The sequence below is a fragment of the Tardiphaga sp. 285_C5_N1_2 genome, assembly GCF_052076065.1.
In the GTDB taxonomy this organism is placed as follows: Bacteria; Pseudomonadota; Alphaproteobacteria; order Rhizobiales; family Xanthobacteraceae; genus Tardiphaga; species Tardiphaga robiniae.
The window spans coordinates 316,421-329,612 of sequence record NZ_CP197241.1 but is presented as its reverse complement, the minus strand read 5'-3'; the positions used below and the strand labels follow the sequence as shown (position 1 = coordinate 329,612).

14 protein-coding genes are annotated in these 13,192 nt (G+C 62.7%); 8 read left to right on the top strand and 6 right to left on the bottom strand.

Features of this window, described 5'->3' with window-relative positions:
• The first annotated feature begins 28 nt into the window (after positions 1 to 28).
• Complete coding sequence (locus tag AB7951_RS01520; RefSeq protein ID WP_120287256.1) at positions 29 to 991, top strand: DUF1775 domain-containing protein; 963 nt, start codon at positions 29 to 31, stop codon at positions 989 to 991.
• Positions 992 to 1,077: 86 nt separating this feature from the next.
• Here the strand turns inward: AB7951_RS01520 and AB7951_RS01515 are convergent, their stop codons facing one another.
• Positions 1,078 to 2,049, bottom strand: coding sequence for a S1C family serine protease (locus AB7951_RS01515; protein WP_120287257.1), 972 nt, complete (start codon positions 2,047 to 2,049; stop codon positions 1,078 to 1,080).
• 101 nt (positions 2,050 to 2,150) lie between these two features.
• Positions 2,151 to 3,227, bottom strand: a complete 1,077-nt coding sequence (locus tag AB7951_RS01510; RefSeq protein ID WP_120287258.1) for a phospholipase — start codon at positions 3,225 to 3,227, stop codon at positions 2,151 to 2,153.
• 217 nt (positions 3,228 to 3,444) lie between these two features.
• On the opposite strand from AB7951_RS01510, the gene AB7951_RS01505 reads away from it, so the two are divergent.
• The 4 genes from AB7951_RS01505 to AB7951_RS01490 are packed head-to-tail and all read left to right on the top strand — an operon-like array spanning position 3,445 to position 7,005.
• The gene (locus tag AB7951_RS01505; RefSeq protein ID WP_120287259.1) at positions 3,445 to 4,128 is read left to right on the top strand and encodes a GntR family transcriptional regulator; all 684 of its coding nucleotides are present in this window, start codon (positions 3,445 to 3,447) and stop codon (positions 4,126 to 4,128) included.
• Positions 4,129 to 4,137: 9 nt separating this feature from the next.
• On the top strand, positions 4,138 to 5,037 hold the full coding sequence (locus tag AB7951_RS01500; protein ID WP_120287260.1) for a fumarylacetoacetate hydrolase family protein: 900 nt from the start codon (positions 4,138 to 4,140) through the stop codon (positions 5,035 to 5,037).
• A gap of 36 nt (positions 5,038 to 5,073) precedes the next feature.
• A complete protein-coding gene (locus AB7951_RS01495; RefSeq protein WP_089267639.1) occupies positions 5,074 to 5,970 on the top strand; it encodes a polysaccharide deacetylase family protein in 897 nt (298 codons plus the stop codon).
• Positions 5,971 to 6,027: 57 nt separating this feature from the next.
• The gene (locus tag AB7951_RS01490; RefSeq protein WP_120287261.1) at positions 6,028 to 7,005 is read left to right on the top strand and encodes a tripartite tricarboxylate transporter substrate-binding protein; all 978 of its coding nucleotides are present in this window, start codon (positions 6,028 to 6,030) and stop codon (positions 7,003 to 7,005) included.
• 26 nt (positions 7,006 to 7,031) lie between these two features.
• Here AB7951_RS01490 and AB7951_RS01485 read toward each other — a convergent pair whose 3' ends face one another.
• Positions 7,032 to 7,589 carry an HNH endonuclease gene (locus AB7951_RS01485; protein WP_089267641.1) on the bottom strand — a complete coding sequence of 186 codons (558 nt, stop codon included), beginning with the start codon at positions 7,587 to 7,589 and terminating at the stop codon, positions 7,032 to 7,034.
• Positions 7,590 to 7,810: 221 nt separating this feature from the next.
• Between AB7951_RS01485 and AB7951_RS01480 the strand changes: the two genes are divergently transcribed.
• Positions 7,811 to 9,565: a chloride channel protein gene (locus tag AB7951_RS01480; RefSeq protein ID WP_120287262.1), complete on the top strand. Its 1,755-nt coding sequence runs from the start codon at positions 7,811 to 7,813 to the stop codon at positions 9,563 to 9,565.
• A 10-nt stretch (positions 9,566 to 9,575) separates the two neighbouring features.
• Here AB7951_RS01480 and AB7951_RS01475 read toward each other — a convergent pair whose 3' ends face one another.
• Together AB7951_RS01475 and AB7951_RS01470 are read right to left on the bottom strand one after the other, a co-directional pair.
• The gene (locus AB7951_RS01475) at positions 9,576 to 10,670 is read right to left on the bottom strand and encodes a DUF2855 family protein (RefSeq protein ID WP_439061966.1); all 1,095 of its coding nucleotides are present in this window, start codon (positions 10,668 to 10,670) and stop codon (positions 9,576 to 9,578) included.
• Between the two features lie 105 nt (positions 10,671 to 10,775).
• Entirely contained in the window at positions 10,776 to 11,567 is a 792-nt protein-coding gene (locus AB7951_RS01470) for an SDR family oxidoreductase (protein ID WP_120288025.1), read from the bottom strand.
• A gap of 74 nt (positions 11,568 to 11,641) precedes the next feature.
• Between AB7951_RS01470 and AB7951_RS01465 the strand changes: the two genes are divergently transcribed.
• Positions 11,642 to 12,061: a winged helix-turn-helix transcriptional regulator gene (locus tag AB7951_RS01465; protein WP_120287264.1), complete on the top strand. Its 420-nt coding sequence runs from the start codon at positions 11,642 to 11,644 to the stop codon at positions 12,059 to 12,061.
• Positions 12,062 to 12,099: 38 nt separating this feature from the next.
• On the opposite strand, the gene AB7951_RS01460 is transcribed toward AB7951_RS01465, so the two are convergent.
• Positions 12,100 to 12,756, bottom strand: a complete 657-nt coding sequence (locus tag AB7951_RS01460) for a DNA-3-methyladenine glycosylase (protein WP_120287265.1) — start codon at positions 12,754 to 12,756, stop codon at positions 12,100 to 12,102.
• Between the two features lie 134 nt (positions 12,757 to 12,890).
• Here AB7951_RS01460 and AB7951_RS01455 point away from each other — a divergent pair, with 134 nt between their 5' ends.
• Positions 12,891 to 13,106 carry a hypothetical protein gene (locus AB7951_RS01455; RefSeq protein ID WP_068730379.1) on the top strand — a complete coding sequence of 72 codons (216 nt, stop codon included), beginning with the start codon at positions 12,891 to 12,893 and terminating at the stop codon, positions 13,104 to 13,106.
• Positions 13,107 to 13,192 lie beyond the last annotated feature (86 nt).

Sequence of the window (13,192 nt, the reverse complement as noted above, 5' to 3'; positions counted from 1 at the left end):
TATGTTTCAATCCACGAAAGGACGTTCCATGACCAACCGCTCCATGCTGTTGCTTATCACTGCGCTCGGTGCAGTGGCATCGCCCGCTTATGCCCATGTCTTTGTGCAGAGCGGGCCGGCCACGGTCGGCGGCTCCTATCGCGCAGTGCTCGCCGTGCCGCATGGCTGCGGCGCCTCGCCGACGACGAAAATCACCGTGCAGATTCCGGAAGGGATGATCGCGGTGAAGCCGATGCCGAAGCCGGGCTGGACCATCGCCGTGAAGAAAGGCGCCTATGCACAGTCCTACGATTTCATGCACGGCATGAAGGCGTCGGAGGGCGTCAAGGAAATCACCTGGACCGGGAAGCTCGACAACGACTTCTATGACGAGTTCGTATTCTCGGCCTATCTGCCGGCCGCATTGAAGGCCGATGCACCGCTGTATGTGCCGACACTGCAGACCTGCGAGCAGGGCTCGGAAGACTGGGCGCAGATTCCGGCTGCGGGGCAGGATCCGCACAGCCTGAAATCACCGGCGCCGATCGTTCGCCTTGCCGCGGCATCACCACATGATGCAATGGCGCAGATGGCCGGCATGGTCCATGCGGGCGACCTGATGATCATGACACCCTGGACGCGTGCCACACCGCCCGCGGCCAAGGTGGCCGGTGGCTATCTCACCATCACCAACAACGGCAAGACCAGCGACAAGCTGCTCGGTGGCACATTCACCGGCGGCAGCCGCATCGAAGTGCATGAGATGAGCGTGACCGATGGCGTGATGAAGATGCGTCCGCTCAATGAGGGGCTCGAGATCAAGCCCGGCGCCACCGTGAAGCTCGAGCCCGGCGGCTATCACCTGATGCTGATGGATCTCGCCAAGCCGTTCGCCAAGGGCGACAAGGTGAAGGCGCAGCTGCAGTTCGAGAAGGCCGGCAAGGTGGACATCGAACTCGACGTCAACGCCGTCGGCGCCTCGGCACCGGCCGGCGGCGGACACGCGCACTGATCGCGTCGAGATGCTGCGCACCGCACATGTTGCGGTGCGCCTGATGTCTACGACAAGGCCGCGATTGCGTCGCGTGTATCCTGGCGTTAGTGCAGCCGGGGAGCTTTCAGCATCTTGGAGCGGTCCGTCGATACCAATTCGACATCGAATGTATCGCCACCGCGATAGAGCGTCAGCGGCACGTCGACACCGGCCGGACCTAGCGCCCAGAGTGCGCGATAGAATTCGACGGAATCGGATACCTCCTCACCGTTGACGGCAAGAATCACGTCGCCGGTCTTGAGCTCGGCCCGGGCCGCGGGTCCCTTTCTGGCGATCCCGACCACGACGACCTTGTCCTCGACCTCGGCGGCATACAGCCCGAGCCACGGCCGCGGCGGCTTGTTGGCACGACCATAGGTCTTGAGATCGTCGAGGACCGGCTTCAGCAGGTCGATGGGCACGACCATGTTGAGATGTTCGTTCTTGCCGCCGTGCTCGCGCTCGATCTGTAGCGAGCCAATGCCGATCAACTCGCCCTTGGCGTTGATCAGGGCGGCACCGCCCCAGTTCGGATGCGCCGGATGCGTGAAAATCGCGTCGTCGAGCAGGTATTCCCAATAGCCGGCGAATTCCTGTGTCGCGGCGATCTTCCCGGCCACGGACCGCGTGCGTCCGCCGACGCCGCCGACCACCACGCGATCGCCGATCTTCGCGCTCGCCGACTCGCCGAGCGGCAGCGGCGCGATGTCGATCTCGCCGAGCGCCTGCACGAGTCCGAAACCGCTTTCCTGATCGACGCCCAGCGCCGTGCCTTGCACCACGCGGCCGTCGCCGAGATGCACCCAGATCGTTTCGGCCTCGGTGATGAGATAGCCGATGGTGAGAATGAGACCGTCACCGATCAGCACGCCATTGCCGGCGCGCTCGGTTCCGAGCGTATCTGCCGTGAAAGCATCTTCCGGGATGATGCAATGCAGCCCAACCACCGCCTCCAGCGCCTGTTCGAGGTCGAATCCGTAATCCTCAGCACGCGGCTGCACGCCCGGGGGCACTTTCCACTCGGTCAGTGAAGGCATGCAAAATCTCCTTTGTCCGTAAAGGGTAGCCTCCGCCATATAAGAACCGATCGCGGACGTGGAAGTCCAGCCTGTGAACTTAGCGGCCCTGCGGCGTTTGGTTACGCACGGGGACGTTGCGCGAGCCACGCCAGCAGCACCGCATTGACCTCGCGTGGATAGCAGTGGCTGAGATCGTCGATCTCGCGATAGGTGACATCGGCGCCAGCGATCATGAGCGCCTGCTGTGCATCGCGCGCGGTCTGCACCGGAAACATCCAGTCGAGACGGCCATGGACGAGATGGATCGGCAGGCCGCGCAGGCGATCTGCATCGGCAAACTGCGCCATCAGCGGATGGAAGGTCGAGGCCACCGGCGCCAGATGGGTGAAGGGCGACTCCGCACGAAGGCCGCTGACATAGCAGAAGGTGCCGCCATCGCTCATGCCGGTCAGCAGCAATTGCGCGGGATCGATATGCCAGCGCGACTGCACCAGATCGAGAATGCGCGAAAGATTCGGCGTATCGGCATCGTCGCCCATCAGCGCCCAGGTGCTGCCGATCGCCGTCGGCGCGATGACGATCGCGCCAGAGCTGCGCGCATCGGCGAGCCAGCTCCACAAAAAAGCCCGGCCGTTGCCGCTGCCACCATGCAACGCCATCACCAGCGGCCAGGCACGATCCGGCGTGTAGGTTTCCGGCACATACATCGAGAAACCGCCGCGACGTCCGGGCTCACCATCATGAATGACGCCGGTGTTCTCTACCGAGGGCGAGGCCAATCGTTCAAGCAATGCCGTGTTCTCGCGCATGTCAGGCGGAAGAAAGAACGTACTCACCGGCGGCAGCCGCGCCACCGTGGCATAAAGCGATTCCTGCGCGCGCGTGGCGTGGCGTAACGCGCGAAACACCATCGGAAGATCGCCGCCGGGCTGCTGGGCGGCGCGCAGGCCGGTAAAGGCTGTTAGCGCCGCGTCACTCGCCGCATCGAGATGTGCCCGCAGATCGCTAAAATCATCCGGCCATGCGTTGAGCTCTGCGCGCACCGCCTTGAGCGCCTGATCGGGCTCGCCCACCGCTTCCATGACGGCACCGAAAGTCGGCGGATGCAGATTGCGCGCAACGAATTGCAACGCCTCGAGCGACTGCAGCAGGGGCGGCAGCAGAACAACGATATCGTCGACGACTATGTCGCTCATCGGAAGCTCCGGGTAGATCGTTTGGCCCCATCAACCCGGGACCGAGCGAGAGGCCAGAGACCATACTGATACGACGGCAAAGCGGCCATCTGCGCCCGGCGAAAGATCTGTCAGCCCCAGTTACGGATCATCCAAGTCACTCACATTCGGTACAATCGCTGCGACGCAACATTGAAATACCATAGACTTCTCGATTTTGTATACATATACAAAATTCATGAGCATCAGCCCGATCGCCGCCAGGCCCTATCTGAGAGACGAAGTCTATACGGCCCTGAAAGTTCGACTGGGGGTGCGTGCGGCCGGCCTCACGGCCCCCTTGCGGCTTCGAGAAGAGGAGCTTGCGGCAGAGCTCGGGGTCAGCCGGACTCCCGTACGCGAGGCCATGCGCAGGCTCGAGCAGGAAGGGCTGATCACGTTTCGCCCGCGCCGCGGCGCACGGCTGATGCCGACATCGCTGCCGGAATATCTCGAATGGCTGTCGATCCGAGAAATGCTGGAAGGTCTGGCAGCACGCGAAGTGGCCCTCAACGGTGCGAATGATGTCGCGCCCCGCCTGCGGGCCGTGTTCGCCGATTTCGATGAGGCCGGCGCTCTGGCACGCCCCGCCGAATATGCCGCTGCCAACACCGCCTTTCATGCGCTGATGATCAAAGAAAGCGGCAACGCCCTGCTCGGCAAAACATGGGACTCATTCGGCCATCTGAAAATGGCGGGACTGCGCTTCATCGAGCGTCTCAATCGCGGCTCGCAATCGTTTCATGAGCACCACGACATCATCGACGCGATCGCGCAGCGCGATCCCGACCGCGCGGAAATGCTCGCACGACGGCATGTCCGTTTGCTGCGCGACCAGGCAGCGGCGTCATTGAAAGAATTCGACCCTCCACGAACAGAATGAGACCACACCATGATCTTCCTCACTTTTGCAGCCGCCGACGGATCGCATCTCGGCCTCTTGATCGATGACAATGTTCTCGATCTGACAAAGGCCTGGCCGGCAGCCGGCCACGCCTCCGCGCCGCGCCATGTCGGCGATCTCGCCGAAGCCGGCGAAGCCGGGCTCGCCATCGTGCGTGATCTCGCATCGGCAGTGAATGTCGCGAACCTTGTTGCGCTGGCATCGCTGACACTGATGGCACCGATCCCGCGGCCGAAGAAGAACGTTTTCTGCGTCGGCCGCAATTACAAGGACCATATCGACGAAGGCATGCGCGCGCAGGGCAAGGCGCCCGCGCCGCTGCCGAGCGTGCCGGAATTCTTCACCAAACCGCCGACCGCCGTGATCGCTTCAGGTGAAACGATTCCGCAGCATGCCAATGTCACCGAACAGCTCGATTACGAAGTCGAGCTCGCCGTCATCATCGGCAAGCCGGGCAGCAACATTTCCGCGCAGAACGCCTTCGATCATGTGTTCGGCTATTCGATCATCAACGATATCACCGGCCGCGACATGCAACGCCGTTACGGCCAGTGGTTCAAAGGCAAAGGCCTCGATCGCTCCTGCCCGTTCGGGCCGGTTGTGGTCCATGCGTCCGCCCTGCCGAATGTTGCCGACATCAGGATCTTCAGCACCGTCAATGGCGAGGTACGTCAGGACAGCCGCACCAGCCGCATGATTTTCGATATCCCGGCCATCATCGAACATCTGACGCGCGGTCTCACGCTGGAACCCGGAGACGTGATCGCCACCGGAACTCCATCCGGGGTCGGCTATGCGATGACGCCGCCGCGCTTCCTGCTCAAGGGGGATCGCGTCACAGCCGAGATCGAAGGCATCGGCATCCTGTCCAACAGCATCGTGGCCTGACACGGCACCGCACTCGCCAAAAACAAGGACAACAACATGAGTGATTCCCGGACATTTCGCGTGCAGCGCGCGACGTCGGACTTTCGCTGGCCGAATGGTGCACGCATCGGCATCGTCTTCAACCTGGCCTACGAAGCCTGGTCGCCCGGCAAGGCGCCGGGCATCGGGCCGATGGGCAACGTGTTGCAGCCCGGCTTTTTCGATACCAACGCACATTCCTGGGCAAGCTACGGCGCCGTGCGCGGCATCCAGCGCCTCACGCGCATCGCTGCCGCAAACGATGTGAAGACCAGCATCATGGTCAACGGTGTGCTCGCCGAAACCCACCCGACCGTGCTGAAGGAGCTTCATGCCGCTGGTCACGAGATCGTGGCGCATTCCTATGGCATGGATGTCATCCCGGTCTATTTCGACGAGGCCGGTGAGCGCGCCAATATCCGCCGCACCGGTGACCTCATCGCCGCCGTCACCGGCGAACGTCCGAAAGGATGGATCAGCCCACGTGGCACGGGAAGCCTGATTTCGCCAAAGCTGCTCGCTGAGGAAGGCTATGTCTGGTTCGGCGACTGCAATGACGACGACCTGCCCTCGATTATCACGCAGAAAGATGCGCCGGAACAACGCATCGTCGGCATTCCGCTGACGATGGACGTGAACGATCTGCCGCACAGCATCCGCTACGGCAATGCGCCGGCAACGCTGATCGACCAGTTCCGCGCCATCCTCGACAATGCAAGCCAGGCCGACGCGGCACCGTTCATGCTCGATGTCACCGCGCACACCCATGTGTTCGGTCGGCCGGCGGGCGCGTGGGTTTACGACGCCATGATCAAGCTTGCGCGCAAGCGCGACGATGTCTGGATCGGCACGCGTATGGAGATTGCCGAATACGCGCTGGCGCAGGGCCGGTGGTTCAAGGACGAGGTGTTCTGAACCACGCCCGTTGAGGAGGCGCAAAAGCCTCCCGAAAAAACATCGAGGAGGAATATCATGACGCACTTCTTCAAGCGCGCATCCAGCGCGGTCGTCATCACCGCAGCGCTGCTGACGGCGATCGGTCCCGCCGTCGCCCAGCAGCCCTACCCGGCGCAGCCGGTGCGCCTGCTCGTCGCTTTCGCGCCGGGCGGCCCCGCCGATATCATCGCGCGCATTGTCGGACAGAAACTGAACGACCTGTGGCGCGAACCCGTCGTGATCGAGAATCGCGGTGGTGCCAGTGGCAATATCGCGGCTGCCGCGGCTGCAAGGGCCGAACCCAATGGCTATACCGTGCTGGTGACAACAAGCGCATTCGCCGTCAATCCGAGCCTGTCGGCAAAGGCCGGCTATTCGCCGGATGAATTCAAGACCGTGGTGGTCGCGGCGACCACGCCCAATCTGATCGTCGGCGCGCCTAGTCTCACAGCATCGACCCTGCGCGAGGTGATCGCCTCTGCCGCCAAGGAAAACTTCACCTATGGCACCGCCGGTGTCGGCACCACGCCGCATCTGTCGGCCGAAAAAATATTCAGGCTCAACGCCAAGGCCAACATCGTGCATGCGCCATTCACGGGTGCAGGTCCCGCGCTAAATGCCGTGATGGGCGGTCACACGCCTCTGGCCAGTGTCGCCTTGCCCGCGGCGATGGAGCTGGTGAAGGGCAAACAGGTCAAGGCGCTGGCCGTGACAAGCCGTGAGCGTATGCCATCGCTTCCGGATGTCCCGACCGCGCGCGAGCTCGGACTGAGTGACGACGAGGATGCAACCTGGGTGGCATTCCTGGTCCCGGCCAAGACGCCGCAGGCAATCATCGACAAGCTCAACGCTGACGTGAACAAGACGCTTGCAGATGCAAGTGTTCGCGAACAATTCGACCGCATCGGATTCGCGGCCGTTGGCGGCTCGGTGACAGACTCCCAGAGCTATGTGCGTGGAGAGATCACCAAATGGGGCGACATCATCCGCAAGCTCGAGCTGAAGCAGGAATAGCGATCTTGGCGTAGCGCCTGACGCCCCTACGGATCCAGTTCCGTATCCCAGTAGAGATAGTCCAGCCAGCTGCCGTGCAGATAGTTCGGCGGAAACAGCCGGCCGTTGCGATGCAGCTGGTGCACCGTCGGCGCGAACGCCGTCTGGCGCGGGAACATGCGCGCCTGCTGCGTGGTCATGTTGCCCTTGCGCAGATTGCAAGGCGAACAGGCCGCAACAACGTTCTCCCAGGTGGTCTGGCCGCCCTTGGAGCGTGGAATGATATGATCGAAGGTCAGATCGTCATGCGAGCCGCAATACTGGCAGGAGAAGCGGTCGCGCAGGAAAACGTTGAACCGGGTGAAGGCGGGATGCGTCGTCGGCTTCACGAACGACTTCAGCGACACCACGCTGGGCAGCTGAAATTCGAACGAAGGACTCCGCACCGCGTGATCGTAGTGCTCTACGATATTCACACGGTCGAGAAACACTGCCTTGATCGCGTCTTGCCACGACCACAGCGACAGTGGGTAGTAACTCAGCGGCCGGAAGTCCGCATTGAGGACCAGAACCGGCCAACCGCCTTGCGAGACATGTGCGTTCAAGTAACGCTCCTGACCCCCACATATGGCTGCGAAGCAACCTGTCTCCACATACTACAGGCAGCGTGACAGGGTTGTGAAGGGCATAGGGCAGACCTTATCCCCTCACAAAAGCGCCGCGTTGGGTCGCTTTTCTGGGAACTGCGGGTGGTCTGTCGCAGCGCCTGCCGCTAAACCCCGTGGCGCGTGCCCGGTTCGCGGCCGCAAATACCGGACGCTGCCCGATGGTCCCTTCCTCCCGCTATCTCGAGGCCCCGCAACGGCTGCGCGCCTTTGTCCGTGCGCATGAAACCAGCCTTGCGATTCTGGCAGCGCTGATCGGCGTGATCGGCGGTCTCGTGGTGGCCGCCATGAGCGCTGCGGTCAGCGTTCTTCACGCCGTGTTGTTCAATCTGGAATGGGGCCAGCGGCTCTCCAGCCAGTTCTGGATTGATCCGGTGCGCGCGATTCTGGTTCCCACCTTTGGCGGGCTGCTGCTGGGCGTCGCCTTCCTGTGGCTTTTGCGCTGGCGACCGGCCCGCGAGGTCGACCCCATCGAGGCCAACGCGCTCCATGGGGGGCGGATGTCGTTCCGCGGCAGCATCATCGTAGCGCTGCAAACCGTGTGGTCCAGCGGAGTCGGAGCCTCGGTCGGCCTCGAGGCCGGCTACACCCAGCTCGCCAGCGGGCTCGGTGCCTCCATCGGGCGCGCCTTCCACCTGCGTCGCGGCGACCAGCGCGTGATGGTCGGCTGCGGTGCGGCAGCTGCCATTGCCGGCGCATTCGGTGCGCCGCTGGCCGGCGCATTCTATGCCTTTGAACTGGTGATCGGCGGCTACACATCGGCGAGCCTGATGCCGGTCGGCATCGCCGCAGTAATTGGCTATTTCGTAGCCCATGCCTTCGATCCGTTGTCGCTTGGCGTCGTTGCCGGCCGGTTCGGCGACGTGCTCGGTCACGATCTCGCAGTGGCCGCCTTGCTCGGCGTCTTCGCCGCGACCTTCGGCATCGGCATCATGCGTGTCGTCGCCTGGACCGAAGCGCTGCTCACCAAAATCAAACTGTGGCCGCCGCTGCGTCCGGCGCTGGGCGGGCTGCTGGTCGGGTTGATGGCGCTGCTGACGCCGCAAGTCATGGCATCCGGACATGGCGCGCTGCATTTCGGCGGCATGACGGCCTATCCGGTCGCATTGGTGGCCTTCGTGATGGCGCTGAAAACGCTCGCCTCGATCGTCTCGCTCGGCACCGGTTTTCGTGGCGGTCTGTTTTTTGCCACGCTGTTTCTCGGCGCGCTCGGCGGCCATCTGTTCGCGGTCGGCTTCAACGCGACCGGCATCGGCTTCACCATCGATCCCGCCGTCTACACCATCATCGGCATGAGCGCGCTGTCGGCCTCGGTGATCGGCGGGCCGCTCACCATGTCCTTCATCGCGCTTGAATCCACCGGCAATCTCTGGCTCACCACCGCAGTGCTGGTCGCCGTCATCATCTCCACCCAGCTGACCCGCGAGCTGTTCGGCTACTCCTTCGCCACATGGCGGCTGCATCTGCGCGGCGAGACCATCCGCAGTGCCGCCGACGTCGGCTGGATCCGCGATCTCACCGTCAGGCGGCTGCTGCGCCCGGACGTGCCGACTGTCGACTCCACCATGCCGCTCGACGAATTCCGCGAGAAATTCCCGCTCGGCTCGAAGACCCAGGTCGTCGCCGTCGATCCCGAAGGCCGCTATGTCGGCCTCGCCATCGTCGCTGAAGCGCATTCGCCTGACGTGACGGCATTCCGGCTCGACAGCCTGCTGCATTGTCGCGACGTCGTCCTGCATCCGGACATGAACATCCGCGACGCCATGGTGGTATTCGAGGGCGCCGAAGCGGAATCGCTGGCGGTGGTCGAGGCCGAAAGCCACCGCGTGCTCGGCACGCTCTCGGAGGCTCATGCGACACGGCGCTATGCCGAAGAGTCCGAGCAGCGCCGCCGCGAAGCCCTCGGCGAGATGTGATGGTTCGCCATTAGCCGTCCGCGAGCGACAGCATATGCCCCTGATCGGGCGGCACCCGGCCGGCCAGTGTAGCGCGATAGATATTCTCGACGGCGACAGGACCATGGCTCTCGGCAACCGTGAGCGACTTCTCCAGCAGCGGCAGGAATTCCGACCACGCCGCGTTGAAGCGTGTATCGATGCCGCCCGGTCCCCATTCTTTGGCGCGCTTGCGAATCTGGTCCGGCGCGAAGAACCATGAGGGCTTGGCGCCGGGAAGCTCCTCATCCACCGCTGTATCCTGATGGGTGAGCCCGACGCGCCCGCTATAAACGAGTTTGTCCTTGAGGTGCCGATGCAGCCGGCCGCGCAGGTCGGCATTCCCGGCCATATCGACGAAGGCCACCGGCTGATCGGCGGGCAGCGTATCGATATGATCGTAGAGCACGACATCGTCGTAGCAGCCGAGCGACCGCACGAAATCGGCGTTGCCCGTTGATGTGAGTCCGATCACACGAACCGGCTTGCGCTTGCTGTGCAGCAGACGCGCGAGACCGAAGGCTGTCTTGCTGGAGGCACTGGAGAGAATGACAGTGCGTGCACCGAAGAATTCCTCCTCGGCGAGAAAATCATCGACCAGGAACGAGAGCATGAAGAGCGGCCGCAGCAGCGCCTGATAATCTCCGTTGCGTCCAGCAAAGGCCGGATCACCGGTCACCCGTGCATAGGCATTGTAGACCGGCGCCACGCCCTGCCGATGCGCCGCGCCATCGCGCAGACCGCGCTTGCTGACATCCGCGGCCTCGATCACCAGATGCGAGGCCATCGGGAAATAGCCAAACAGCCGCTCGCCTTCGGCGATCTGCGGATGCATCGACGCGATCACCCTGCCAAAACCCCAGACCGGAATGTTGCCGAAGCCGTCAGGCGCCTTGAACAACTGCCAGTATTTCATGACATCGCCCAGCATCGCATAAGTGATATTGTTTGCGGTGAAGGCGAAGCGTTCGACCTCGACCAGAAGGCAATCATCGGACAGTTCGTCCAGTCGCGGTAGCGACATCTGCACCAGCGCGGTGTTCTGAAAATTATTCTTGGCTATGTTGAATTGCGTATACGCGTTCATGATCGAACTCCGCTGCGTTTCCCTGCAGCGATCATTCCTTTCACCAATGTCTGTTTTGCGACAGCGGAGTTGTTTAAAACAACGTCCGTTTCAAACGCTGTTCGACTACACCGTGGGAACCGTGCCGCCGTCGATCACGAATTCTGCACCGGTGATTGACGCCGCGCGCGGCGATGCCAGAAATGCCACGAGGTCCCCGACTTCGTGCGGCCTGGCCGGGCGTCCGAGCGGAATACCGCCGAGCGAATCCATCAGCATTCTCTGCGCGCCCTCATAATCGGTGCTGTTCTCGTCGGCGATCGTCTGCACCAGCCTGACGGCGGCCTCGGTTTCCACCCAGCCCGGCGAGACGCGCACCACGCGGATGCCTTTCGGGCTAACTTCCTTTGATAGCGCCTTGCTGTAGTTTCCGAGTGCCGCTTTCGCTGCCGCGTAGGCCATCGTGGCATCGTGCAACGGCAGCACACGCTGGATCGAAGTGACATGAATGATCACGCCGGATTTCTGCTCCAGCATCGACGGCAACAGAGCGCGATCCAGTCGGACGGCAGCATAGAGATTCAGGTCCATTGCGCGCTGCCAGGCGGTGTCATCGAGCTTTGCGAAACCGCCCGCAGACGCGGACGACCCGCCAACGACGTGGACAATGATATCGATGCCGCCGAGGCTCTTCAGGACCGCGTCGGCGAGCGCCGTGCACCCGTCGGCGGTGGCAACGTCAGCAACGACGAAGCCGGCATGGTCCGGCATGCCGGCCGGCCTGTTGCGCGCTGTCGTGAGCACCACTGCACCCTGTGCCAGCAGGCACGCGACGACGGCTGCACCAATACCTTTGGTCCCACCGGTCACGAGCGCCCGCTTGCCAGCGAGTTCGCCGCCCGCCTGATGATTTGTCATCGTCCAGTTCCTCATTTTCACATCCGCACAGCGCGGCGCATTGTCTGCGAGGGAAATGCGGATATGTTTGCCGAATGACAAGAACGCACGAGAAAGTGGGGGGCTTACCTCCAGGTAAGGAACCGTGGACTGCGACGACCGCATCGGACGGGATCGAGCAGTCGCTGAAGATGATCGGCGGACGCTGGAAGCTGGAAATCCTGTTTCGTCTGTTCGGCGGCCGAATTTTGCGCTTCTCTGAACTCGAACGCGCAATCCCTGCGGCCTCGCAGAAGATGCTCGCGCAGCAATTGCGGCAGCTCGAGGCCGACGGCATTGTTCGACGCGTCGTGCACGCGCAGGTGCCGCCGAAGGTTGAATATGCGCTAACGGATTGGGGCGAATCTCTTTGCCCTTCGCTCGACGCACTGCTCACATGGTTCGTATGGAAGCCAGCATCCGACGCCGCAGTATCTGCCATAGGGACATCCACCTTGCCTCCTGCCGAGGAATAGCCTGGCCCGCGCAGTCGACGCCGCGGCCCGCGACGTGTTCACTTCGCCGGTTTGCCGATCACGCCTTCGCGCTTCTTGATGGCGTGATAGTAGGCCCACCACAGATGCGCCGCGGCGCCGCGCAGCGGACGCCATGGTTCTGCCAGCGGCGCCATCTGTTTCACGGTCGGACGCTCCTTGAGACCGAGCCCGACCTTGATGGATTCCTGAATGGCGACATCGCCCGCCGGCCATGCGTCGCCATGGCCGAGACAAAACAGCAGATAGACGTCGGCCGTCCACGGACCGATGCCGTGCAACGCGACCAGCGTGTTATGCGCAGCGTCGGCGTCTTCCTCGGCGAGCACATCGAGATTCAACCGCTCCTCGACAAGCTCGCGCGCCAGCGCCTTCAACGTCTTGATCTTCGCCGCCGACAGGCCAAGCCGGCCCAGGCGATCGGTACGCGCCTTGCGGATGGCGTGATGATCGAATGGCGAGAAGGCGCCCGAGACGCGGCCCCAGATCGCTGAAGCCGACGCCACCGAGACCTGCTGCCCGCAGACGATCTGCGCAAGCCCTTCGAAGCCCGGCGCACGTTGCCGAAGTGCCGGCATCCCGGCAATGGCCAGGATCGGTTTCAGCCGCGGGTCGAGCTTCACCAGCTCCATAACGGCGTCGTCGAGCACGGATTGATCGGTAAGATGAACGGTCATGATTCCCAAGGATCACCACGGCGTGACCGCAAGATCAATGCTGCCAATGAATGCGCTGCGGCAATAGCGCACCACGCAACCGGGAACCAAAGCCCCGGACGTCGCGTTGTTTGGGTTCAATGGAGGCTACCGCTATGCGGACGTTTTTTGGAATGATCCTGGGTGCACTGATCCTGGGCATCGGCGTTTACATCTACGATTCGATGTCGACCTCGTCAGTGGCGAACGGCCAGACGGCGCAGGAGCGCCGGACGATCGTCAACTGGGATGTTGCTGCCAATGAGTGGGAAGCACTGAAGACGCGCACCAAGCAGGATTGGGCCAAGCTGACCTCGCAAGTGAAGTCGTAAGCACATCAGCAACGAGAAGACTGGTTAAGCCGATCAAATATGCCCTCGCCGAAGAGCGGGGGCATTTTCTGTCTGAACGCGCTGAA